18 protein-coding genes and 2 tRNA genes are annotated in these 22,541 nt (G+C 46.4%); 9 read left to right on the top strand and 11 right to left on the bottom strand.

Features of this window, described 5'->3' with window-relative positions:
* Positions 1–172 precede the first annotated feature (172 nt).
* Positions 173–2,248 carry an ATP-binding protein gene (locus DN062_RS09440; RefSeq protein ID WP_112159090.1) on the top strand — a complete coding sequence of 692 codons (2,076 nt, stop codon included), beginning with the start codon at positions 173–175 and terminating at the stop codon, positions 2,246–2,248.
* A gap of 132 nt (positions 2,249–2,380) precedes the next feature.
* Here DN062_RS09440 and DN062_RS09435 read toward each other — a convergent pair whose 3' ends face one another.
* A complete protein-coding gene (locus DN062_RS09435; RefSeq protein ID WP_112159089.1) occupies positions 2,381–2,923 on the bottom strand; it encodes a gamma carbonic anhydrase family protein in 543 nt (180 codons plus the stop codon).
* A gap of 104 nt (positions 2,924–3,027) precedes the next feature.
* On the opposite strand from DN062_RS09435, the gene prlC reads away from it, so the two are divergent.
* A complete protein-coding gene (prlC, locus tag DN062_RS09430) occupies positions 3,028–5,064 on the top strand; it encodes an oligopeptidase A (protein WP_112159088.1) in 2,037 nt (678 codons plus the stop codon).
* 5 nt (positions 5,065–5,069) lie between these two features.
* Complete coding sequence (locus DN062_RS09425) at positions 5,070–5,363, top strand: YheV family putative zinc ribbon protein (RefSeq protein WP_112159087.1); 294 nt, start codon at positions 5,070–5,072, stop codon at positions 5,361–5,363.
* Between the two features lie 85 nt (positions 5,364–5,448).
* On the opposite strand, the gene DN062_RS09420 is transcribed toward DN062_RS09425, so the two are convergent.
* The 4 genes from DN062_RS09420 to DN062_RS09405 are packed head-to-tail and all read right to left on the bottom strand — an operon-like array spanning position 5,449 to position 8,863.
* Complete coding sequence (locus DN062_RS09420; protein WP_112159086.1) at positions 5,449–6,789, bottom strand: MATE family efflux transporter; 1,341 nt, start codon at positions 6,787–6,789, stop codon at positions 5,449–5,451.
* A complete protein-coding gene (gene znuB, locus DN062_RS09415; RefSeq protein ID WP_112159085.1) occupies positions 6,786–7,580 on the bottom strand; it encodes a zinc ABC transporter permease subunit ZnuB in 795 nt (264 codons plus the stop codon). The genes DN062_RS09420 and znuB overlap by 4 nt, the downstream gene beginning before the upstream one ends.
* On the bottom strand, positions 7,573–8,361 hold the full coding sequence (znuC, locus tag DN062_RS09410; protein ID WP_112159084.1) for a zinc ABC transporter ATP-binding protein ZnuC: 789 nt from the start codon (positions 8,359–8,361) through the stop codon (positions 7,573–7,575). The genes znuB and znuC overlap by 8 nt, the downstream gene beginning before the upstream one ends.
* Entirely contained in the window at positions 8,345–8,863 is a 519-nt protein-coding gene (locus DN062_RS09405) for a Fur family transcriptional regulator (RefSeq protein WP_112159083.1), read from the bottom strand. Before DN062_RS09405 ends, znuC begins: the two co-directional genes overlap by 17 nt.
* 71 nt (positions 8,864–8,934) lie before the next feature.
* Here DN062_RS09405 and DN062_RS09400 point away from each other — a divergent pair, with 71 nt between their 5' ends.
* The 3 genes from DN062_RS09400 to DN062_RS09390 all read left to right on the top strand — a co-directional run bounded on the left by DN062_RS09400 (position 8,935) and on the right by DN062_RS09390 (position 10,263).
* Positions 8,935–9,966, top strand: a complete 1,032-nt coding sequence (locus DN062_RS09400) for a zinc ABC transporter substrate-binding protein (RefSeq protein WP_112159082.1) — start codon at positions 8,935–8,937, stop codon at positions 9,964–9,966.
* 80 nt (positions 9,967–10,046) lie between these two features.
* A tRNA-Leu gene (locus DN062_RS09395) sits at positions 10,047–10,133 on the top strand.
* Positions 10,134–10,176: 43 nt separating this feature from the next.
* Positions 10,177–10,263 (top strand) — tRNA-Leu (locus DN062_RS09390).
* A 49-nt stretch (positions 10,264–10,312) separates the two neighbouring features.
* Here the strand turns inward: DN062_RS09390 and trmL are convergent.
* From trmL to DN062_RS09375, 3 genes are all read right to left on the bottom strand, one after another.
* Positions 10,313–10,777 (bottom strand): tRNA (uridine(34)/cytosine(34)/5-carboxymethylaminomethyluridine(34)-2'-O)-methyltransferase TrmL, encoded by a 465-nt coding sequence (gene trmL, locus DN062_RS09385; protein WP_112159081.1) that lies wholly within the window; start codon positions 10,775–10,777, stop codon positions 10,313–10,315.
* A 3-nt stretch (positions 10,778–10,780) separates the two neighbouring features.
* Complete coding sequence (locus DN062_RS09380; protein ID WP_162301282.1) at positions 10,781–13,519, bottom strand: EAL domain-containing protein; 2,739 nt, start codon at positions 13,517–13,519, stop codon at positions 10,781–10,783.
* Between the two features lie 264 nt (positions 13,520–13,783).
* Positions 13,784–14,758, bottom strand: a complete 975-nt coding sequence (locus DN062_RS09375) for a carbohydrate kinase family protein (protein ID WP_112159079.1) — start codon at positions 14,756–14,758, stop codon at positions 13,784–13,786.
* A 229-nt stretch (positions 14,759–14,987) separates the two neighbouring features.
* Here DN062_RS09375 and DN062_RS09370 point away from each other — a divergent pair, with 229 nt between their 5' ends.
* The 3 genes from DN062_RS09370 to DN062_RS09360 are packed head-to-tail and all read left to right on the top strand — an operon-like array spanning position 14,988 to position 19,325.
* On the top strand, positions 14,988–15,725 hold the full coding sequence (locus DN062_RS09370; RefSeq protein WP_112159078.1) for a response regulator: 738 nt from the start codon (positions 14,988–14,990) through the stop codon (positions 15,723–15,725).
* Between the two features lie 47 nt (positions 15,726–15,772).
* On the top strand, positions 15,773–18,388 hold the full coding sequence (locus tag DN062_RS09365) for a PAS-domain containing protein (protein ID WP_162301281.1): 2,616 nt from the start codon (positions 15,773–15,775) through the stop codon (positions 18,386–18,388).
* Positions 18,369–19,325 carry a substrate-binding domain-containing protein gene (locus tag DN062_RS09360; protein ID WP_112159076.1) on the top strand — a complete coding sequence of 319 codons (957 nt, stop codon included), beginning with the start codon at positions 18,369–18,371 and terminating at the stop codon, positions 19,323–19,325. The genes DN062_RS09365 and DN062_RS09360 overlap by 20 nt, the downstream gene beginning before the upstream one ends.
* A 47-nt stretch (positions 19,326–19,372) precedes the next feature.
* Here the strand turns inward: DN062_RS09360 and DN062_RS09355 are convergent, their stop codons facing one another.
* The 3 genes from DN062_RS09355 to DN062_RS09345 form a co-directional block, all read right to left on the bottom strand.
* A complete protein-coding gene (locus DN062_RS09355; RefSeq protein WP_112159075.1) occupies positions 19,373–20,176 on the bottom strand; it encodes an ATP-binding cassette domain-containing protein in 804 nt (267 codons plus the stop codon).
* 2 nt (positions 20,177–20,178) lie between these two features.
* Entirely contained in the window at positions 20,179–21,258 is a 1,080-nt protein-coding gene (locus tag DN062_RS09350; RefSeq protein WP_112159074.1) for an ABC transporter permease, read from the bottom strand.
* A gap of 66 nt (positions 21,259–21,324) precedes the next feature.
* Positions 21,325–22,347, bottom strand: coding sequence for a sugar ABC transporter substrate-binding protein (locus DN062_RS09345; RefSeq protein ID WP_112159073.1), 1,023 nt, complete (start codon positions 22,345–22,347; stop codon positions 21,325–21,327).
* Positions 22,348–22,541: the final 194 nt, after the last annotated feature.

Raw genomic sequence — 22,541 nt, 5'->3', positions numbered from 1 at the left:
CAAGAGCAGGTTAATCGAGTTCAATTAAGGTTGCAGTGAATGATACGTGTCTTTGAGGTTTTGGTGCTAAGATGATTTGAAAAAGCTGACGCTGTATTGCCTTCTATGAACCCGTTAATACGCCTTCAGCTCAAGTATTTGACTTAATGTCATTCTCGTCATTGGGCCTCTTATGAAAAAATATTTTGCAAACTTGTCCATTCGCTTCAGACTTCTCCTCGGTTTTGCATTATTGGGCTTTTTCTTGATCGGTGTAGCTGCATTAAGTTGGCTTGCACTTAATAAAGTCCAATCACATGCTGAGCAAATTATCGAAATGTTTGAACCCCAAGTAGACAGGATGACAAGAGCTGAGTTGCTATTAGTTAAAATTTCGCTAGAAGCTCGTCATGCCATACTTTCTGTTGATGATGAGCAAGAACTGTCGGCGACTCTGGTTCGTGTGGCCGGCGATCGTCAGACTTTAATCAGCTTGATTAATGAAACGGAAGCGAATTTATCAACGGATGTAGGAAGAGATATCATCTCTAACATTCGTGAGGCCGATACAGTGTTTTGGCAGCTTTCTCAACAAATCGTTGAGTTAGCGAAAGCGGGGAAAACTGCCGATGCCTATGCACTTTTAACCCGTGAAATTGTGCCTGCTCGCAATCGTATGCTTGAGTATATCGCTGATCAAAAAGAATGGCAGCGCTATCTTATGAACCAAACATTAACAGATGCAAGAGATATTATTGCTCAGGTAAAGATTGTATTGGCGGTAGTTATTACCTTGGTATTGATTTTTGTTAGCTTCTTTCTCGCACGTCTGGTTTATTCCATCACCAACCCACTGACAGGTTTATTCAACACGATTATTCAGGTAGAACAAAGCGGTGACTATACCAAACGAGTGGCTGTTGTCGGTGAGGATGAGGTCGCTAAAACGGCAGCTGCCTTTGATCGAATGATGGTGCTTGTAGAAAATAGATCCAATGAGTTGGCTCGAAATCGCGAACATTTAGAAGAAATAGTGGAGCAACGTACGGCGGAATTAAGTCATGCCCTGGAAGCCGCTGAAGCGGCTAATCAAGCGAAAAGTCGTTTTTTAGCAACCATGAGTCATGAGCTTAGAACACCAATGAATGGTGTTTTGGGAATGGCGCAACTCTTGTTAGACAAACCGGCAACGAATGATGAAGTGAATCATTACGCCCGAACTATCTTGCATTCGGGGCAGTCACTGCTTGTGTTGTTAAATGATATTCTAGATCTCTCGAAAGTAGAGTCAGGTAATCAAACACTCCATAAAAATGTATTAGCGCCCGAAGATATACTGCAAAGCATCTATGCGTTATTTATTAGTAACGCCAATGCAAAAGGTCTCAACATGTTTACGGCTTGGAAAGGTCCCGCAGATCGTCGCTATCAAGGCGATGCAAATCGTTTGCAGCAAATGTTGTCGAATTTAACGAATAACGCCATAAAGTTTACGCTTAGCGGTGATGTGATGATTGAAGCGACTGAGATCAGTCGAGAAAACAATTGGGCGGTCGTTGAGTTTTCAGTGGCCGATACGGGTATGGGGATTCCTGAGGAAAAACAAAATTTATTGTTTCGGCCTTTTAGTCAAGTGGATGACTCTAGTACGCGTCAGTTTGGTGGTACGGGTCTGGGGTTATCGATTGTAAAAAGTTTGGCTCAACTGATGGATGGCGAAGTCGGTATCCAAAGTGAAGAGAATAAAGGATCTCGTTTCTGGTTTAGGGTAAAGCTGGAAGTTTTTGAAGAAACACTTCTAAATGATCAACCTGAGCAAGCGCCATTAAAGGCTAACATGAGTCATAAAGGGATCAACCCTGCGGGTATTCGGTTGGAAGGTCGAATTTTACTCGTTGAAGACAACAAAACGAATCAACTGGTTGCGACTACACTGCTTAAAAAGCTAGGGCTTGATATTAGTGTGGCGGATAACGGGCAAATCGCGATTGAAAAAGTTGTGACGGCAACGCAGCCTTTTAATGCAGTATTAATGGATGTTCAGATGCCTGTATTAGATGGTATTGGTGCGACTCAAGGTATCCGGTCTTGGGAGGCTGAGATGGGATTCAATCCGGTACCGATTATCGCCTTAACAGCAGGGGCTTTTCTTGAGGATAAAGAACAGTGTTTAGCTGCGGGAATGAGTGATTATTTAACCAAACCTTTAAATGCAAATGACTTAGCTCAAACCTTGTTGCGCTGGTTACCAGAAGCTGAAGAGGTATAGTTTAATATTCAAGCACGTTTCTGAGTAGTCTGCCGTCAGTGCGTTTTCATCCTCAGGGATGGAGCTGACGGCGGTGTTTACGCCGCCTTTCTTACCGATTGCATGGCGTTTAGTGTTTTAACCAGCACCAGATCAACGAGGCTCCTGTTCGTCTAGATAGGTATCTTTTAGACGCGAATAATTCTGGGCGCCGTAGGAAAAAAAGGCCTTTTCTTGATCGCTGAGTGCTCGGATTTGCTTCACAGGACGACCCACGTATAAATAACCGGATTCGAGGCGTTTACCAGGAGGTACTAGACTGCCCGCTCCGATCACCACCTCATCCTCTACAACCGCGCCGTCCATGATCATACTGCCCATGCCAACCAAGATACGATTGCCAAGGGTGCAGCCATGAAGCATGGCTTGATGCCCGACGGTCACTTCATCTCCGATAATTAATGGATAACCGTCGGGATTGAAAGGCCCAGCATGCGTGATATGCAATACAGACCCATCTTGAATACTGGTTTTTGCGCCAATTTTTATATGATGCATATCTCCGCGAATAACCACTAATGGCCAAATCGATGAGTCATCGCCAATCGATACGTCACCAATGATCACGGCCGTTGCGTCAATAAATACTTTTTTTCCAATCTTGGGCGTAATACCCTGATAGGTACGTATAGACATAATAAAAACCCTTAATGAGTTGAAAAGCGAGAAAGCCTGCCTCATTGTATAGTAAATCGTGTATGCGCACTTCTTGCGATCATCGAATTGGAGTATCCAGAGTTATGAGTAATCCGTTATTAGAGCAGCATCAGTTGCCGCCTTTCTCTAGCATTCAAGCGTCACATATTGAGCCAGCGGTTGATCATTTTTTGGCCGAGAACAGGTCGTTGATCGAAGATATTACGGCGATGACACAAGCGCATGATTGGCAATCATTGGTGATGGCGTTGGATGAAGCTGGAGACCGTCTATCGAATGCTTGGTCGGTTGCATCTCATTTAAATAGCGTGATGAATTCTGAAGAGTTAAGAGAAGTCTACAATCGCTGCTTACCTAAGCTTTCTGAATACTGGACTGAAATGGGGCAAAACAAGGCATTATTCAATGCCTACGCACGCTTAGCCGAAAGTGAGGTTTATCAAACACTCGATGTCGTTCAAAAACGTGTTATTGATAATGCGCTCCGCGATTTCAAGTTGTCAGGCATTGCATTAGAGGGAGATGACAAAGCGCGTTACGCTGAGATTCAAAAGCGCCTGTCTGAGCTGACCAACAAGTTCTCTGAGAATGTGCTTGATGCGACACAAGGCTGGTATTATGCCACAGACGACATAGAGTCCTTAGCTGGGTTACCAGACGATGCGATTGCGGCAGCAAAATCGGCAGCGAGCAGTCGAGATTTACAAGGCTATGTGATCACCCTAGATTTCCCTGCATATTATGCGGTGATGACCTATGCTGAAGATGCGAAATTGCGTGAAATCCTCTATCGCGCCTATTCGACCCGTGCTTCGGATCAAGGGCCTAAAGCGGGCCAGTGGGATAATACCGCGATTATTAATGACATTCTGACACTTCGTCATGAGCTCGCCTCTTTATTAGGCTTTGCCTCGTATGCTGATTACTCCTTAGCCACCAAAATGGCGGACTCTCCCGCGCAAGTCATCCAGTTTTTAGAAGATCTCGCTACTCGAAGCAAACCTGTGGCGGAGCAAGACTTAGCCGAGTTAAAAGCCTTTGCACAGGAACTCGATGGTTGCACGGAGCTCATGCCTTGGGATATCAGCTTTTATGCCGAGAAACTTAAGCAGCAGCGTTATCAGGTGTCTCAGCAAATGCTGAAACCTTACTTCCCTTTACCAAAGGTTCTATCTGGACTGTTTGATATAGTGCATCGTTTATTTGGCGTGACGCTAACGGAACAACCCAACTCAGAGGTTTGGCATAAGGATGTTCGTTTTTTTGAAGTGTCACGTCAGGGCGAGGTCATTGCTTACTGTTATCTTGATCCTTTTGCACGAGCTAATAAACGTGGAGGTGCTTGGATGGGGGATTGCCGGGGTCGCCGTCGTCGTTCAGATGGTTCGATACAGCTCCCGGTTGCGTATCTTGTCTGTAATTTTACACCGCCTGTAGGCGATAAACCTGCGCTGCTGACACATGATGAAGTGACCACCCTCTTTCATGAGTTCGGTCATGGATTGCATCATATGCTCACAAAAATGGAATACTCTGATATTAGTGGTATTCATGGTGTGGCATGGGATGCTGTCGAGCTACCCAGTCAATTTATGGAAAATTGGTGTTGGGAGCCTGAAGGGTTAGCGTTGATGTCAGGGCATTACGAAACGGGAGATGCATTACCGCAAGAGTTGTTAGACAAAATGTTAGCGGCTAAGCATTTTCAGGCGGGTATGATGATGGTACGTCAATTAGAGTTCTCATTATTTGATTTCCGCTTACACTATGAATATCAACCAGGTACTACAGAGGTACAAACTCTGTTGGATGAGGTTCGAGCACAGGTGTCTGTTTTGTTGCCACCGGCTGAGAATCGCTTTCAACACAGTTTTGGCCACATTTTCTCGGGCGGCTATGCCGCAGGCTATTACAGTTATAAATGGGCTGAAGTTTTATCTGCCGACGCCTTTTCTCGCTTTGAAGAAGAAGGTATTTTCAGCAGTCAGGCGGGATCTGATTTTAGAACACAGGTATTGGAGAAAGGCGGCTCTGACGAACCGATGAATCTATTCGTCGCGTTTAGAGGACGGGAGCCAAGTGTCGATGCCCTCCTTCGCCATAACGGTATTACAAGGTAACTTACATGAGTCAGGTAAAGCGATTTATTGCAGGAGCTGTGTGCCCGCGTTGTGGGAAAATGGATTGTGTTCGGATGTACCGAGATGAAGAACGCGAGCATCGAGAGTGCATAGAGTGTGGCTTTTCAGATTCGCTTCGCTTGGATGGGCGTCCTGAACCCTCTGAGCTGAACACTCGAGTGAATGGTGACAAAAAAACGCAAGCGAGCATAGCGCCAGAGCCGGAAGTAAAGGCTCAGCCGATTAAGTTCTTTACAAAACCGAAAAAGGCGGCTGATGAGGGTAATAATCGCCATTAACGATTTTTTGAAAGAGGCCTAAGTTTTGTTGGGGGTGATGTAGATTTCACTCCCTTTTTTGAGCCTTTCCATCCATCTGCCTTCCTTAAAACCCCCAGCGATTGTTTCGGCATAATTGGCGGTAGACCCAAAGTCCAGTTAGGGCTCGAGCGATAAATAGACTTACGAACGCTGACCATAAGCCATGATTGCCATAGCTTTGGGTTAGCCACCAAACGGGAAAAAATACAAAGAACACAGAGACCAGCATGGTGTTTTGCATGGCTTTGGCTTGAGATGTACCAATAAAAATCCCATCCAGTAAAAACCCCCAAACACCTACCAGTGGTAAGATGATCAGCCAAGGCAGATACAGGCTGGCAAGCTCACGCACGCTCGTAATATTGGTCAGTAAATGAATAATTGGGGTGCCGAAAATGCTAAACGTCAGCGTCAGCAGTAGCGCACTCACCAATGACCACAACGCAGTTGCTGTAACCAATTGGAAAAATCGGACTTTATTTCGCTCACCTAAAATACGCCCAGAAAGGGCTTCAGTCGCATGCGCAAATCCGTCTAATGCATTTGAAATCAGCATGAGAAAGGTAAGTAAGACGGCATTAGCGGCGAGTACATCTGCACCTTGCCGAGAGCCCTGAGCGGTAAAAAATGCAAAACACAGTAACAGACTCAGCGTCCGAATAAATAAATAGCGGTTAATCTTAAGTAATTGCGTGTATTCCGCTAAGTGACGAAGTTTTGCTAGGATAAAATGGCCAGGCATTAAGCGCAGATGCCGACGGCAGAAAAACAAGCCAAGCAGCAAGCTAAAATATTCGGCAATGATGGTACCGAGTGCCACGCCCTCTGCCCTCATTGAAAAGCCTAAGACAAAGAGGAGGTTTAATAAAATATTAATGAGGTTGGTCAGTGTTAACAAAAGTAACGGAATTCGTGTGTTTTGATTGCCAACAAACCAGCCTAATAAAACATAATTGCACAAGACAGCAGGCGCTCCCCAAATACGAATATTGGCATAGGCCCAAGCTTCGTCTGTCACATCGGGGCTGGCGGCGGCAAGTGTCAAGGCAAGCTGGATCAATGGGGATTGCAGAAGCAGAATTGCGCCCGCAATGGCTAAGGCCAAGGTGAGCGATTGAGCCAATAGCGTACGGTTTGATGAGCCATCGTCACGACCAACGGCCTGTGCAACTAAGCCTGTGGTGCCCATACGCAAAAAACCGAAGGCCCAAAAAAGGGTCGAAAACAAGACTCCAGCAACGGCAATAGCGGCTAAGTAGCGAGGGTCTGGTAGGTGTCCAAGAATGGCGGTGTCTGCTAACCCGAGTAAAGGAACGGTCATATTTGACAACATCATTGGCCAGGCAAGTTGCCAAACTTGTATGTTTAGCACTTTGTCTGGCCAATAAGGGTACGGCGTTTTCATGAATACGAGCGGCGAGCAGGTAAGGCGTATAAAATTAAAAAGACAAGTAAGGATGTGACCACAACTGAAGGGCCAGCTGGGGTATCAAATGTCCACGAAGCCCATATCCCACCTGTGACCGACAGCATTCCTAAAAGGGAGGCAATGCAGGCCATTTGTTCGGGGGTTGTGGATAACTTACGAGCGGCTGCGGCGGGAATGATCAATAAAGAGGTGATTAATAAAATACCCACCAGTTTCATTGCGACAGCAATCACGATAGCGATCATTAACATCAACATAAGCCGAACTCGTGTGACTGGGACGCCTTCGACTCTGGCGAGCTCTTCATTGATCGTGATCGCCAATAATGGATTCCATAATCGCCATAAGAGTATAAGGACCACACTCCCTCCACCATAAACCCAGAGCAGATCCGTAGGTGCAATGGCTAACAAATCACCAAATAAGTACTCCATTAAATCAATACGGATATGATCAAGAAGAGAGACGGCAACTAAGCCTATCGACAGAGTGCTGTGTGCCATGATGCCAAGCAAGGTGTCTGTTGCCACCCAGTGCTGTTTTTGTAAGGCCACGAGCAGAACAGATAGCAACACACAGCAGACCATAACGGCTAGATTTAGATTGATGCTGAACAGAAATCCTAAGGCGACACCCATCAATGCAGAGTGCGCCAAGGTATCACCGAAATAGGCCATGCGTCGCCACACGACAAACGCACCTAAGGGGCCTGTAATCGCCGCGACACCAAGCCCACCTAATAGGGCAAGTAATAAGAAATCAGGCACGCGTTATCACCTCTTTTTCGGCTAATGAGGGATGGTCAACAATCACTTCACCGTGAGTATCGTGGCAATGATCATGCTGGTGATTATACAGAGCAAATGCATTGGCTTGTGAGCGACCAAATAGCTCAATAAATGAAGGGTCATTGCTGACTCGCGCAGGGTGGCCCGAGCAGCATACGTGCTGATTTAAACAGATGACGTGATCCGTCGATGACATAACTAAATGCAAGTCGTGTGAGATCATTAAGATACCGCATTTACGTTGTTCTCTGATGGCTGTAATGAGTGCATAAAGCTCGGTTTGGCCATTCACGTCCACTCCTTGCACGGGTTCATCCAATACCAGTAATTTGGGATCACGTAATAATGCACGTGCTAGCATCACTCGTTGAGTCTCGCCCCCGGATAGATCATGAAATGAGTGCATCAAGAGATGCTGTGCGCCGACCTGATCTAGGGTTTTTTCCAATAAAGCCGCCGATGCATTTTGAGCACCGAGTGTTAAAAAACGTTTAACGGTCAGCGGCATTGTTTTATCAATTTGTAGCTTTTGCGGCATATAGCCCACTTTCAATCCAGGTGTGCACCAGAGACTGCCAGATGTAGGCTTAATGAGGCCGAGCACGACCCTAACGAGAGTTGTTTTTCCCGCTCCGTTAGGCCCAATGAGCGTGGTAATACAGTTATCGTGCAAGGATAAGGAGATATTTTTAAGTGTCTCTTGGCGTCCAAAGCGAACACTTACCTGCTCAAGCTTAACAAGATCAGGATGGTTTTGCATGATGCGCTTCACTTTTTTGATTGGCTAATCGGCACTCTGGACAGGTTCCCATTACTTCAACTGTTTCTTGCTCAATTGAAAACCCGAGTTGTTGAGCATGTTTTTGTAGAGTTAAACTTAATTCAGGTGAAGTGATCTCATGGGCTTGTTTACATTGTTTGCAAATAAAAAAATGTCCAGAATGTGCATTGTCTGGATGTGTACAGCCAATAAACGCATTCAATGATGCTAAACGGTGAACCAGTCCAAGCTCTTGTAAAAACTCTAATGCGCGGTAAACAGTTGGCGGGGCTGAATTAAAGCCAGCATTGGCCAGCGCAGGTAAAAGATCATAGGCACCTAGTGGCTTATGGCTTGACCAAATCATACGTAAGACCAGTTCTCGGATGGGAGTCAGACGTTGTTGCTGGTCTTTACAAATTCGTTTTGCCGATGTCAGCGCATCGTCAATGCAGTGCTGATGATCATGGTGGCAAATAAATGTCGGATTTTTTTTAGACATGGTCACCTAAGTTCCGATTAACAATGTTATAGTATAACTTCAAAACAGTTTAATTGGGATCAAATACTATCATGCCAAAACTATTTCCCTGCGTCCGTATTTTACCCTTAGCTGCCGCATTGTTTTTTTCAGCATCTGTTTCAGCTCAGTCTATTGTATCAAGCATCAAGCCAATACATTTAATAGCAACGGCTGTTACCGATGGAATTGTTGAGCCAGTCCAGCTTATTCCTTCAAACGCATCTCCTCATACTTATTCGTTGAAGCCATCCGATATGCAAGTTTTGACGCAAGCGGATGTGTTTTTTTGGATAGGGCCTGACATGGAGCAATTCTTAACACGCCCCTTAGAAAGAACATCGGCTCAGATTGTCGAGCTTTATCATGCAGATGAGCATGATGATCATGCCAAGCACGAAGACCATCACGACCACGATCATGCCAAGCATGAAGAGGATCACGACCACGATCACGACCATGCTAAGCACGAAGAGCATCACGACCATGACCACAATCATGCCAAGCATGAAGAGCATCACGACCATGACCACGATCATGCTAAGCATGAAGAAGATCACGACCATGATCACGATGCACATATTTGGTTAGATCCAGTGAATGCAATCGAAATAGCACAAACGATGGTCAATGCTCTCGTGCCGATCATGCCTGATCACGAAGCGGCTTTAAAGGCGAACCTAGAACGCTTTTCTGCGGATGTTCGCCAGTTAGATGCAGAGTTGAGCGCGACGCTAGCACCTGTTAAAGATAAAGGGTTTTATGTCTTTCATGATGCCTATGGGCATTTTGTGCAGCACTATCAGTTAAACCAGTTGGGCTATTTCACGGTTGATCCTGCTCGTCAGCCAGGCGCTCGGCATTTGACCGCTATTCGTAATCAACTTCAAGACGGTCAAGTGGTCTGTGTGTTTAGTGAGCCACAGTTTACCAGCGCAGTGGTAACGTCAATCACTCGAGGTCTCGATGTTGGTCATGGTGTTCTAGACCCCTTAGCAAGAGACATCACACCCTCGGCAACGGCGTATGTTGATTATTTAAGAGACCTTGCTGGACAGTTTAGTGAGTGTTTAGCACGCGGATAGGTAGACTGAGCGCATAAATATTATCCAGTCGGGTCTTCCCAAGACTGGGTCGGGCGGATATAATTCGCCCGACTTTTGACGCAGATGTGGTGGAATTGGTAGACACGCTAGCTTCAGGTGCTAGTGCCTTCATCGGCGTGGGAGTTCGAGTCTCCCCATCTGCACCAGAAACACAAAGGGTGCAAACACGGGTCAAAAGTCAAAATATTTGCAGATGTGGTGGAATTGGTAGACACGCTAGCTTCAGGTGCTAGTGCCTTCACCGGCGTGGGAGTTCGAGTCTCCCCATCTGCACCATTTTGAAGGCGTCTAGTCTAATCCTCTCATTACTTCACGAATATCTTCCTTATCGTCCGCCAACAAAGTCTAGCTGTCTCCAAGCTTCGAATACCACAATTGCGACACAATTGGATAGGTTCATACTACGGCTACCCGCTAACATTGGAAGACGCAGAAGGTTTTCGTGCGAAAATTGATCTAAAATCTGCGTCGGTAGTCCACGCGTTTCTGGACCGAAAATAAAAAAATCATCTGGCTCAAAGTGAGTTTCGGTATAATTGTGTGTGCCTTTAGTGGATAAAGCAAAGATGCGCTTGGGCTGAGCACCTTGAATGAAATGCTCGTAACTATCCCAAAGTTGGATCTTTGCAAACTCATGATAGTCCAAACCTGCTCGACGTAAGGATTTTTCTTCCATCGAGAAACCAAGTGGTTGAATCAAATGCAGTTGGCAGCCAGTGTTGGCACATAAGCGGATAATATTGCCAGTATTGGGTGGAATTTCAGGTTCAAAGAGAACGATGTTCATCATGCGTTATGCGCTCTTAATTAATTGATCTGCGCTGACAGGTTTCCCAAATAAATAGCCTTGGTACGCCAGGCAACCGTAGCTGGCTAGCAATGACCGTTGGTCGTCGGTTTCAACGCCCTCTGCAATGACCGATAAGCTCATGCTATTCGCTAAGGATACCACGGTTCTGGCAATATCTGAGTCTTGCAGGTTCGTTAACATGTCCTTTACAAAGGACTTATCGATTTTCAGCTGATCAATCGGCAGGCGTTTTAAATACATGAGTGATGAATAGCCAGTGCCAAAATCATCCAGTGAAAAGCTAATGCCAAGAGCTTGCAGCTGAACCATTTTATCCACCGTGTCTTCAATATCGACCAAGAGCATACTCTCGGTTATTTCGAGCTTCATGCGCTTTGGATTAATTTGGTATTGTTCAACAATACCAACTACTTGGCTGACAAACTCTGGCTGATGGAGCTGTTTGGCACTGATATTGATTGCCAGTGTGAGATGTTCAGTTGTGGGACTGAGTTGCCATTCAGCGAGTTGTTGGCAGGCGGTATGCAGTACCCATTCACCCAGTGGAAGAATAAGCCCTGTTTTTTCTGCGACGGGGATAAAGTCTACAGGCGATACGTTTCCTCGCTCAGGATGTTGCCATCGCAACAGGGCTTCGGCACCCAGCATTCTTCCAAGATGATTGACTTGAATTTGATACGCGAGGGTAAATTCGCCACGCTGAATACCCTGTCTAATGTCATTGGCCAAACTAGCGTGCTCGTGGACACGTGCTTGCATATCGGGATTAAAAAAACGATGGGTGTTGCGTCCAGCCGCTTTTGCTTGATACATGGCTAAATCGGCTTGCGCGAATACATCGTCAATGCCTGCGTTATCTTGATCAAACAGTGTGATGCCAATACTGAGTGTATTAAAGTGTTCAATGCCATCAAACCAGAAAGGCTGGGACAACTTACTGAGGATCTTCTGACTGACTAAGTCTGCCATATTTGAGGCTGTATCTCGGCAATTGCCCAGCTCTTCGAGCAAAATGATAAACTCATCACCGCCAATACGAGATACCGTATCGGTTTTGCGCACGCAGTTGATTAAACGCTCAGACACCATTTTCAATAGTTGATCGCCAGCATGATGTCCGCGGGTATCATTTAAGGTCTTAAAATCATCTAAATCTATGTAGAGTAAAGCCCCAATACTGTGCTTACGTTGACTGTTCAGCAGCGCTTGTTTCACTCTATCCATCAACAATTGACGATTGGGTAAGTGCGTTAGCTGGTCGTAAAATGCCAATTGCTTAATTCTATTTTCAGATTCTTTACGCTGGGTAATATCACTCAGCGTAACCACAAAATTTAAAACACTATGATCAACCTTGTTTTCGACAGAGGAGACGTTAATCCAAAGCAGATACTCTTCTCCCTGTTTTCGCGTGCTCCAGATTTCGCCTTGCCAAGCTTTGCCTTCGTTCATAGCTTCGTTGAGTTGATCATAAACCGAGCTATAAACATGGTGTGGGTAAATCACTTCAATAGATTGACCAATGACTTCGGCAGCCTCAAATCCGGTGATTTGAACAAAGGCCTGATTGACCCTCAGGATTTTTTTGTGTCGATCCGTTACGATCATGCCTTCGGAGGACTCAAATACGGTTGCGGCTATGTGGAGATCGGCAAACATATTGCGAATAGCAGCCCCTATTTTATTGTACTCGTAGATTCCCGTGGATTTGAACGTAAGTCCATGCCCTCCTCTTTGGATACGCTCTATGTAGGCAATAAGATAGTTGATTGCACGTTGATTATTGGTTTGAAAGAGCCAGCCAGTCATGGTTAACAAGAAAATAAAACCACCCGATAGCAGCATAAATGATTCCCAGTACTCGCGATCAGCGACCTGAAAATGACTTTTGTCTACCGCAATATCAAGCCATATATCAGCATCTAAGTTTTTTAAGTGAAGTTGATCGTGAAAAAGATAGCAGGAGTCATTTGCATGAGTATGATGACCTACGGTGAGTGTTTCAAATGCATAAAATGTATCGGCTTTATCCATAGGGCTGCTGAGTAGATAGCCTTGCTGAGTTCTTAAACTCAGATGTTTAGTTTGAGTTTGTTCGAGCAGGTATAGCATGAGGGGGTGGTTAGCATGCAAGGCCAATCCTACATATATATAGCCTTTCAAGTCGATAGTAAGTGGATCAAAAATAGGGGCGGCTTTGATAATGACGGAAAATTCATCATTTGGGATCAAGTGCCACTGGTGAGTATGATGAATGGGTGATTTGAGCTGATCTATGAAGGTTTCGAGACGATAGTTTGGATGGCTTGCATTTAATAAGACTTCCTTTTCTGTACTGACCAAAAAGAAAATATCCAAGACACTGCCTGTCTCTGAATCTTGGAATAAATGAGCCATGTTGTCGATCATGGATTCGAAGGTGTGATTATCAGCGCTTTCTGACAGAATTGCTAAATTCGATGTCGTGCCTTTTAGGTAGGCATTCAGTAAATCTAAGCGATTATTCAAGGTGCTGGCGATTGAGCGATGCTTCTGTTCGAGGCTTTTTTGCACCTCTTGTTCAAGTTGCTTTTCTGCAGATCGAAATGAGAAAGCCGCTGAAAGGCCAAAGGCAAAAATACTGATTAGACCAAAAATTAATACCAAACGAGTTGAGTATTTGAGGTCTTTGTGTGTTGAGGGTTGCTCTGCGTGCTTGGTTGGTGAATTATTTTGGCTCATGAAATGAGCCTCTTGTTTGAAACAAGCCGAAGTGAAGAAAAAGCTGAAGAGCTGAACTTTAGGTAGAGTATGTTCAAAACGTCGGTTTACCAAATGTGATGAATGAAGCAGTACTCCTTTACCCATTTTTTTTAGGATATTAACCCATTTTGGCAGAATTAACAGCCCTTCTTACGTCCGTAGTCTGCTTTATACATAAGTAGTAGGGCTAGCGTTCAAGCACCCTTCGGCAGATTGAACGCAGTATGAGAGTTTAAACAGTGTTTATGACAATAAAGGGTCAATATCAGAAAGGATGGGCAGGCTGTTAATGGCCCCCTTTTGAGTGACAGTAAACGCACCACAGGCATTGGCAAAATTAAGCATAGGGTTGAATTCATTGGGGGTTTTAGTCAGTTTTAAAAACTCACTACGGTTGATGTTCGCTTTAGCGAGCGAATATAAAAAACCACCCATGAAGGCATCGCCTGCCGCTGTACTGTCGACCATGCTCACTTTAGGCGGAGCGATCTCTCCTTGAGAAAAGGTTGTGAAGTATTGAAGGGGCTGGCCGCCATCGGTGATGAGCACCAGACTTGGGCCTGAGGCTAAAAGCTCGCTGATAAAGAGCGTTTCACTTTGCTGTCCGCGCAGAAAATTTAATTCTTCTGCACAGAGTTTGATAACATCTGTATGAGCCAAACACTTCATGACGGCGCTGTGCGTATCTTCACCTTCTGGCCAAAGGTTATGTCGAAGATTGACATCAAAGCTGACGAGATAGCCCGCTTGCTGAGCTTTTTGAATGCCAGCATACGTGGCTTGGCGAATATCGGCATGGGTCAAGGTGTTTGAGCAAAAATGGAAAATACCCGCATCCGTAAACCATGAGTCGGCAAAATCGGTCGCTCGAAAAAACAAATCAGCGGAGGGGGAACGATAGAATTCAAAACTGCGCTCACCCTGAGCATCTAGAGAGACAAATGCGAGCGCTGTTTTGGCTTCATGCGTTTGCAACATGTAATCGGTGTTAACGCCACAGTCAGCCAAGGTTTTGACTAAAAAGTCACCGAACATATCGTGCCCTACTTTCCCGGCAAAATAACTTTTACCTCCTAGCTTGGCCACGGCTGCGGCAACGTTTGCGGGTGCCCCACCAGGAAATTTTATAAAGGCTTCATGGCCTGCGAAGTTTCCGGAATCGGTGCTGGTAGAGAGCATGTCGATTAAAGCCTCTCCAAACGCAATCACTTTTAACATTAAGCGCTCCTCTGCGTATGATCATTCATTATTATTAGCGACGCTCTGCTGACAGCTTGTTGCACATCGGAGGTTAACAAGCGCAGTCTAGGATCTGGGACAAATAATCAATCATTAAAACAGGTTCAGGTAAATAGAAAATGAATATAAACACAGATGTTTGTAACAATTGAAATACTTTTTTGCCTTGAATGTGCTATTACAGAAATAAAAAATAAGAGGACACACCATGAGTGATCCATTACGACAGCGAATTTTAGTCGTAGATGACGAAGCCCCAATGCGTGAATTGCTGCAGTCCTTACTGGAAGAGAATGGCTACAGCGTGCTGCAAGCGGCCAATGGCCATGAAATGCGACAAGCTTTAGTGGACAGCCCCTGTTCTCTTATCATTCTTGATCTACGTTTGCGTGGTGAAGATGGTATTCAATTGGCTAAAGAGGTTCGATCCAAATCGAGTATTCCCATCATGATGCTAACAGGCAAGGGCGATGAAACAGATCGTATTCTGGGCCTAGAGTTAGCTGCAGATGATTTTCTGATGAAGCCTTTTAATAATCGTGAACTGATCGCTAGAGTGCGCGCGATGTTGCGTCGCACGTTAGAGCTGAGTGCACCGATGGCGCGTCGAGAAGATTTGCACAGTCATGAGCGCTTAGGCTTTGAGCATTGGGTGTTGGACTTGACTAGCCGACAACTCTTTCGACCCGATGGTCAGCAAGAGCAGCTGACTCAAGGCGAATACGCGTTATTGGAAGTATTTTTGCGTTCACCACAAAGGGCGTTTAGTCGGGACCAACTGTTGGAGGCTACACGCGGTTTCAATAGTGATGTGTTTGATCGAACGATCGATGTGCTCATACTGCGTTTGCGAAGAAAAATTGAGCCTAATCCACGACAGCCTTCTTATATTAAAACAGAGCGTGGAATTGGCTATATGTTTTGCGCCAGTGTGACACAATGTTAAAGTCACTGAAATTTTGGCGACTTGACTCTCCTTTTCAAGGTTTAGGCGTGCGTTCTCGTCTCATGATCGCCTTTGTGATCTTGGCGAGCTCTTCAACGTTACTGGCATTGGTCGGTTGGACGGGGCTGAGTAACACAGATACGGCGCTTAAAGAGTTTGAACAACAGGCATTACCAAACATTCTACAGTCTTTGGCCTTGGCAGAGCGCACCGCGAATTTGGCCGCTGTCGCACCCTATGTGGCCAACACCAGTAGCCCTTCTATGCTGAGTGAGCTCAATCGTTCACTGGAAGAAAAAATTAACCAAGTGTTGGAGTTATCCACACAAATTCCTCAGTTAGAAGAGGCGGCGCCCAATTTACAGCCCTTATTAAATCAACTTGAACTGACAATCACAGAGTTAATGGGTTTAACCCGAGCCCATTTACTCTTACGAGAGGATGTTCGCCAATACGAATACAGTCTGAATCAACTGCGCTACGAACTGGAGAAACTCGGCGAATCCGAGCCTGTTGAGCCACTTTCTATCACCTTATTCGTGCTCTTTGACCAGTTGAACCAAGCACTCTATCTTGAGGATGTGCAAGCGATTGAAGCCTTGGCAACGACCTTTTCAGAGCAGTTTTTTGCGTTAAGGCAAGATGACGTGACTCGTCCGCTTTCCACCCTACTCTCTGAGCTAAAGGCACTGGGCATTGCCGATTCAAATCTGTTTAGACAAAGAGTCGAACAGGTTGAGTTGCAACAGCGTCGGGCCTTTCTACTAGCTTCAACACGCGCCATTTCTAACCAGCTAAGTATTCAAGTTAAAGAGTTTGTTGATCAAGTTCAGCAACAGATCACGCAGCAAAGCCAACGAATGGGGTTGGCTGTGAACTCGGGTAAAACCGGGATTTTAATGATTGCATTGCTATGCTTTACCGCCGCACTTGCTGGTATTTGGATTGTGCGTGAGCTAACCGAAAGCCTAGGGCGCGTCACTGCTGTTATGTCGCGTCTTGCTAAAGGCGACACGCTGCTGCCGACCCCTGCCATTGAGCGCCGTGATGAAATGGGTGAGCTGGCACGTGCTTTTGAGGTGTTTCGAGAAAATGCTGTGGCCATTGATACAATGCGCCAGGATCTTCAGGAGCAGTCACACCTATTGGAAACGATTTTCAACCATATCAATGATGGTTTAAGTGTTTTTGATCAGCACAACCGCTTAATCGCTTGGAATCCTCAATACGCCGCTATGCTTGAGTTACCAGAAGAAGAACTGCATAAGGGGATGTCAATTGAAGAGATTTATGCACGCTTATCTGTCGAGGCTCAAGAAGGTTGGGCGCTGAATGGGATTATGCTGAATCGAGACGAAGTGAATCAGTTGCGTCAACAAAGCATCCAACGTTTTGAACGCAATTTTCCGGGAGGGCGTGTGGTTGAGTTTAGAAGCAACCCCATGCCAGAAGGTGGGTTTGTGACTCTCTACTCCGATCTAACTGAGCGCAAAGCCATCGAGGCCCAGTTACGCCAATCACAAAAAATGGAGGTTCTCGGACAATTGACGGGAGGGGTTGCTCATGACTTTAATAACCTGCTCGCAGCCATGTTTGGTAATCTTCAATTGTTGGGTGACCACCTATCGACGGACAGCCAAGCGGCTGTTTATGCCCACCGTGCTTTAGCAGCGGCTGATCGTGGGCGTCATTTGACACAACGCCTATTGGCCTTTTCTCGTAAACAGTATCTGCAGCCCGAAGTTGTTGATGTGAATGCGCTGATTGAAGGTATGCTCGATCTAATTGAATACAGTGTTGGCGATGGCATTACCCTGGAGTTGGCCTTGGATGCCGATCCGGCTCTCGTGTCAGTTGATCCCAGCCAGCTAGAAAATGCGTTGCTTAATTTGTCGATTAATAGCAGTGCGGCCATGCAAGGGTGCGGACAACTTTGCTTTCAAACCACCTATGAGCCGCAGTACATGCTTAATGCTGAGCGACAGGCCGTCATCCGTATTTGTGTTCGTGATACGGGGTGTGGTATCCCTGACGCCCTGATTCGACGTGTCTTTGAGCCCTTCTTTACGACCAAGGAGATAGGTGAAGGCAGTGGTTTAGGATTAAGCATGGTGTATGGCTTTGTGAAGCAGTCTCAAGGTGATATCCAGATTCGTAGCCATGTTGGACAAGGAACAGAGGTGGATATTCTTTTGCCTTGTGAAACGGCCTTGCCAAATTTATCGACTACTCCAGACTCTGCAAGCCCTTTAACATTGGGGCAAGGTCAGAGGATACTCTTGGTTGAAGATGATCCGCAGGTGGGCCAAATGTCACAAGACCTGCTCGAAGGTCTTGGCTATGGCGTTGTCCACGTAACTGGCGCTGAACAAGCGCTGTCCGTACTCCAGTCTGAGCAAAATATGGCATTGGTCTTTTCAGATATCAATCTGGGTAGCCAATGGAATGGCCTTGCGTTGCAGCAACACTTAGCCCATACCTATCCTGAGCTTCCTGTTTTACTTACGTCGGGCTTACACCCATTTTTATTACAGCAACGCTATGGTTTAACGGAGGAGGTTGCGTTTATTGCGAAGCCTTATTCTCGTGAGTCGTTAGCGGCGGCAATCACAAAATTAATTGTCTGTGATCTTAAGGAGCCTCATGAGCCGACTGAATACTAAGCACTGTCCTTTTGTCCTAAGTGTATTACTGCTGTCTATAGCCTCTTCTGGGCTGGCAGAAACAATGGATAGGCCTGCCAATCTACGTTTGGGCATTTCGGTGTCGGATCTTGGTAATCCCTACTTTGCCGCGTTGGCTCAAGGAGCTAAGAGGCAAGCACAGGCATTGGTTGAGAGTGATCAGGTTGAAACATTGCTCTATTCCAGCGCATATGATGTTGAGCGTCAGACACAGCAAATAGAGTCCTTTATTGAGCAGTCTGTTGATATGATTTTATTGTCAGCTGCGGTGTTTGATGCATTCGAAGGGGTTATCGATCGAGCGAAGTCTCTAGGCATCCCAGTACTTGCCGTCGATGTTAAAGCCTTGGGGGCGGACGCGACGGTGACGACACACAATTATCAAGCAGGGCATCTTGCCTGTGATCAGTTAGCGCAGCATCTCAACTTTCAAGGAGAGGTGGTGATACTCAACGGCCCACCTGTCTCGTCGATTATAGAGCGTGTCGAGGGGTGTCAACAGGCCTTAGCGCAGTACCCAGCTATTCGCTTGATTTCATCTGACTTAAACACCGGCGGCAGTCGTGAAGGCGGATTGGAAACCATGACACATGTTCTGACCCGCTATCCTGATATTCAAGGAGTATTTAGTATTAATGATCCTGCAGCCCTTGGAGCCGAAATGGCGGGTCAGCAAGCGGGAAAAAATGATTTTGTGATTGCCAGTGTCGACGGTGCACCGAGCTTTATCAGTCGTTTACAAGCCGACGACAGTCTGTTGCTGGGAACGGCAACGCAATCCCCAGCCAAGATGGCGGAGCTTGCCGTACAAATGGGCTATAATTTACTTCAGGGAAAAACACTCAACTCGCGGGAGGTGTTAATTCCCGCGCGTTGGGTTAATGCCGCTAATATCGATGCGGCTGAGACCTGGTAGTGATCCCCATGCTTGTTTGAGTACGGCGATTACTTCGTAAAAACAGCCTAGGTATTGGCGGTACAAGAGGGATGATCCTCGGGGTTGAGTGCTCCGGTCATGATGGCCACGGCATCTGACATACTATGGGTGCTGGGCTTAATAATCGCGATGCGTTTGCCAAGGCGATGAATATGTATGCGATCGGCCACTTCAAACACATGCGGCATGTTGTGGCTAATCAAGACCACAGATAGACCACGGTCCCTTACTTCTTTAATTAGATTGAGTACTTTGCGAGATTCTTTGACCCCCAATGCGGCAGTCGGCTCATCCATAATCACCACATGGCGGGCAAATGCGGCTGAGCGCGCAACGGCGACGCCTTGTCGTTGTCCTCCAGAAAGCGTTTCCACCGCTTGATTAATGTTTTGTATTGTCAGCAAGCCCAGTTCGCTAAGCTTAGTCCGTGCTTCGTTATTCATGGCTTTACGATCCAGCATACGGAAAACGCTTCCTAGAATACCAGGGCGACGCTTTTCACGTCCGAGGAACAGATTGTCAGCAATGTTGAGCGAGGGCGAAACAGCCAGGTTTTGATACACTGTTTCAATGCCTGCATTGCGGGCATCCATAGGGCTTTTAAACTCGACTCTTTCTCCATCAAGACGGATTTCACCAGCATCTGGAACCAATGCACCTGATAGTGCTTTGATCAAGGATGATTTGCCAGCACCGTTGTCACCGATCACGGCCAGAATTTCGCCTGGATAGAGATCAAAATCAGCGCCGTCTAGGGCGGTAACGTGACCATAACGCTTGATCAATTGAGTTGCTTGTAATACAGGTTGTTGAGCGCTGAGATTCGACATACTTATACCTTCCTGATCCATTGATCCATGCCGACGGCAACAATAATCAATAAGCCGATGGTGAATTCTTGCCAGAGCACATCGACACCGGCTAAGGCCAATCCATTTCTAAACACCCCGACGATTAACGCGCCAATGAGGGTTCCGAAAATAGCACCTCGACCACCAAATAAGCTACAGCCGCCAATCACCACAGCCGTAATGCTGTCGAGGTTGGCCGTCATACCTGCTTGTGGGCTGACCGAACCAATGCGTCCTATGAGGGCCCAAGCACCGATTGCGCAGATAACACCAGCGACCACGTACACAGACAGGAGAACTCGATCTGTTCGTATGCCGGCTAATCGTGCTGCCGCTGGATCATCGCCAGTGGCGTAGACATGTTTGCCCCAGGCGGTCCAATTGAGGGCATACCAAATGATGAAAAACAGCGCTAGCATCAATAAAGAGCCGTAGGTTAGTTTGGCTCCGAAAAATTCCAGAGTCCGCCCTGTCCAGTGGAGCAAAGGAGCCGCATTATCGATTGCTTGTGCGCGAATGGTTTCACTTTTGGAGTACCAAAGGTTCAAGGCAAAGAAAATATTCCAAGTTCCAAGGGTAACGATGAAGGGGGGCAGCTTAAAGCGCGTGACTAACTGCCCGTTAATGAACCCACACAGGGCTCCCGTTAACAGCCCTAAACCTAAGGCTGCAGAGGGCGGTAGGCCAACTTCTACGGCCATGCGACCCATAACCACTGAGGTTAACACCATGATGGCGCCCACAGATAAGTCGATGCCTGCCGTCAGTATGATCAAGGTTTGAGCGATACCTAGGATACCAATAATGGTGACCTGTTGTAGGATCAAGGACATATTAAACGGCTGTAAGAATCGGTCACCCACAATAAGGGTAAAGGCACCTATGGCTAGGAGTAGCACAATAGAGGGTGCAGCCGTTGGATTGCTGTGAAAGAAACGATGCGCTTTTTCAGCGAGGGTTGCTTGCGGTAAATTGAATTCGGCAACTGCACCAGATGCTGCATCAGCGATGCGCTCATGGTCGGCAGGCTGCTGCGTTGAGAGTATTTGACTTTCTGACATGACGGACTCCACTCACACTTACTAGGGGTAGAGAGACATTGCTCTCTACCCTGATACAGGGTTGGCTTAGCCCCAGCAAAGCTCAAGGCCTTCAGCTGAGTTTTTCGAATCCAGCCCTTCTTGTGGCTGGTCGGTAATCAGCTCCACGCCCGTGTTAACGAAGTCCAGTCCTTCAGATGCCTGTGGCTTTTGTCCGGTTTTTGCAAACTCAAGAACAGCATCAACCCCCATTGACGCCATCTGTAACGGAAACTGCATAGAGGTGGCACCAATGACGCTATCACGCACGTTTTCCACTCCAGGACAGCCACCGTCAACTGACACGATTAAGACCTCCTTCTCACGACCTACGGCCCGCAAGGCTTCATAGGCACCCGCTGCGGCGGGCTCATTAATGGTGTAAACCACATTGATGCTTGGGTCACGCTGGAGTAAATTTTCCATGGCACGGCGTCCGCCTTCTTCAGCACCACTGGTAACATCCTGGCCAGCAATGCGCGGATCTTTTTCGTCGCCGATTCGATTAGGGTCATTCACATCAATGCCAAAGCCTTCCATAAAACCTTGATTACGCGCGACATCAACCGTAATCATGCTGCTATTGAGGTTTAACATGGCAATTCGTGCATCGGCAGCTTGATCACCAAGTGTTTGAGCGGCCCACTGTCCTATCAGTACACCCGCTTTGTAATTATCGGTTGCGAAGGTTGCATCTGCAGCATCGGCAGGACTTAGTGGCGTGTCCAGTGCAATGACCAAAAGGCCTGCTGCTCGTGCACGATCGATGGCTGGAACAACAGCGACAGGATCGCTCGGTGCAATTAAGATGCCTTTAGCGCCTGCGGCAATCAGGTTTTCAATGGCTTGAACCTGAGATTCGTTATCACCATCGAAACGTCCAGAGAAGGTGCGTAATTCAACACCGGTTTCGTCAGCCCGTTGTTGAGCACCTTCACGCATTTTAACAAAGAAAGGGTTGGTGTTGGTTTTGGTAATCAAGCCAACAATTGGGGCTTTATCTGCAAGTGCTAGCGGTGAGAGTAATGCGGTTGAAACAGCAAGTGCTAATAGCCCAGACTTAAGGTTCATTGTAACGCTCCTATTCTTATTTTTTTCAAATGAATCAAGTTATTGGGAGCGATCCTCTGAAAAGATCTACTCTTAGGAGACATTAAAAGACACTAAAGTGAATAGAAAATTTTACTCGAAAGGTTTTTTTGTAATATTTGAAATAATGTTTGGTTTTATTAGTGAGATACTAGGGGTCAGTCGTGACCGTTGAC

It is taken from the genome of Nitrincola tibetensis, assembly GCF_003284585.1.
GTDB classification, from domain to species: Bacteria; Pseudomonadota; Gammaproteobacteria; order Pseudomonadales; family Balneatricaceae; genus Nitrincola; species Nitrincola tibetensis.
The sequence above is the reverse complement of the archived record's forward strand: the minus strand, read 5'-3'. Positions and strand labels throughout refer to the sequence as shown.

Excerpts from the sequence above, each read along its gene's own strand:
- DN062_RS09440 (WP_112159090.1), top strand. The coding sequence starts at position 173 with ATGAAAAAATATTTTGCAAACTTGTCCATTCGCTTCAGACTTCTCCTC.
- DN062_RS09425 (WP_112159087.1), top strand. The coding sequence starts at position 5,070 with ATGAGTCAGGTAAAGCGATTTATTGCAGGAGCTGTGTGCCCGCGTTGT.
- prlC (WP_112159088.1), top strand. The coding sequence starts at position 3,028 with ATGAGTAATCCGTTATTAGAGCAGCATCAGTTGCCGCCTTTCTCTAGC.
- DN062_RS09345 (WP_112159073.1), bottom strand. The coding sequence starts at position 22,347 with ATGAACCTTAAGTCTGGGCTATTAGCACTTGCTGTTTCAACCGCATTA.
- trmL (WP_112159081.1), bottom strand. The coding sequence starts at position 10,777 with ATGATGAACATCGTTCTCTTTGAACCTGAAATTCCACCCAATACTGGC.
- DN062_RS09435 (WP_112159089.1), bottom strand. The coding sequence starts at position 2,923 with ATGTCTATACGTACCTATCAGGGTATTACGCCCAAGATTGGAAAAAAA.
- DN062_RS09370 (WP_112159078.1), top strand. The coding sequence starts at position 14,988 with ATGAGTGATCCATTACGACAGCGAATTTTAGTCGTAGATGACGAAGCC.
- DN062_RS09420 (WP_112159086.1), bottom strand. The coding sequence starts at position 6,789 with ATGAAAACGCCGTACCCTTATTGGCCAGACAAAGTGCTAAACATACAA.
- DN062_RS09350 (WP_112159074.1), bottom strand. The coding sequence starts at position 21,258 with ATGTCAGAAAGTCAAATACTCTCAACGCAGCAGCCTGCCGACCATGAG.
- DN062_RS09360 (WP_112159076.1), top strand. The coding sequence starts at position 18,369 with ATGAGCCGACTGAATACTAAGCACTGTCCTTTTGTCCTAAGTGTATTA.
- DN062_RS09380 (WP_162301282.1), bottom strand. The coding sequence starts at position 13,519 with ATGAGCCAAAATAATTCACCAACCAAGCACGCAGAGCAACCCTCAACA.
- DN062_RS09355 (WP_112159075.1), bottom strand. The coding sequence starts at position 20,176 with ATGTCGAATCTCAGCGCTCAACAACCTGTATTACAAGCAACTCAATTG.
- DN062_RS09375 (WP_112159079.1), bottom strand. The coding sequence starts at position 14,758 with ATGTTAAAAGTGATTGCGTTTGGAGAGGCTTTAATCGACATGCTCTCT.
- DN062_RS09405 (WP_112159083.1), bottom strand. The coding sequence starts at position 8,863 with ATGTCTAAAAAAAATCCGACATTTATTTGCCACCATGATCATCAGCAC.
- DN062_RS09400 (WP_112159082.1), top strand. The coding sequence starts at position 8,935 with ATGCCAAAACTATTTCCCTGCGTCCGTATTTTACCCTTAGCTGCCGCA.
- znuC (WP_112159084.1), bottom strand. The coding sequence starts at position 8,361 with ATGCAAAACCATCCTGATCTTGTTAAGCTTGAGCAGGTAAGTGTTCGC.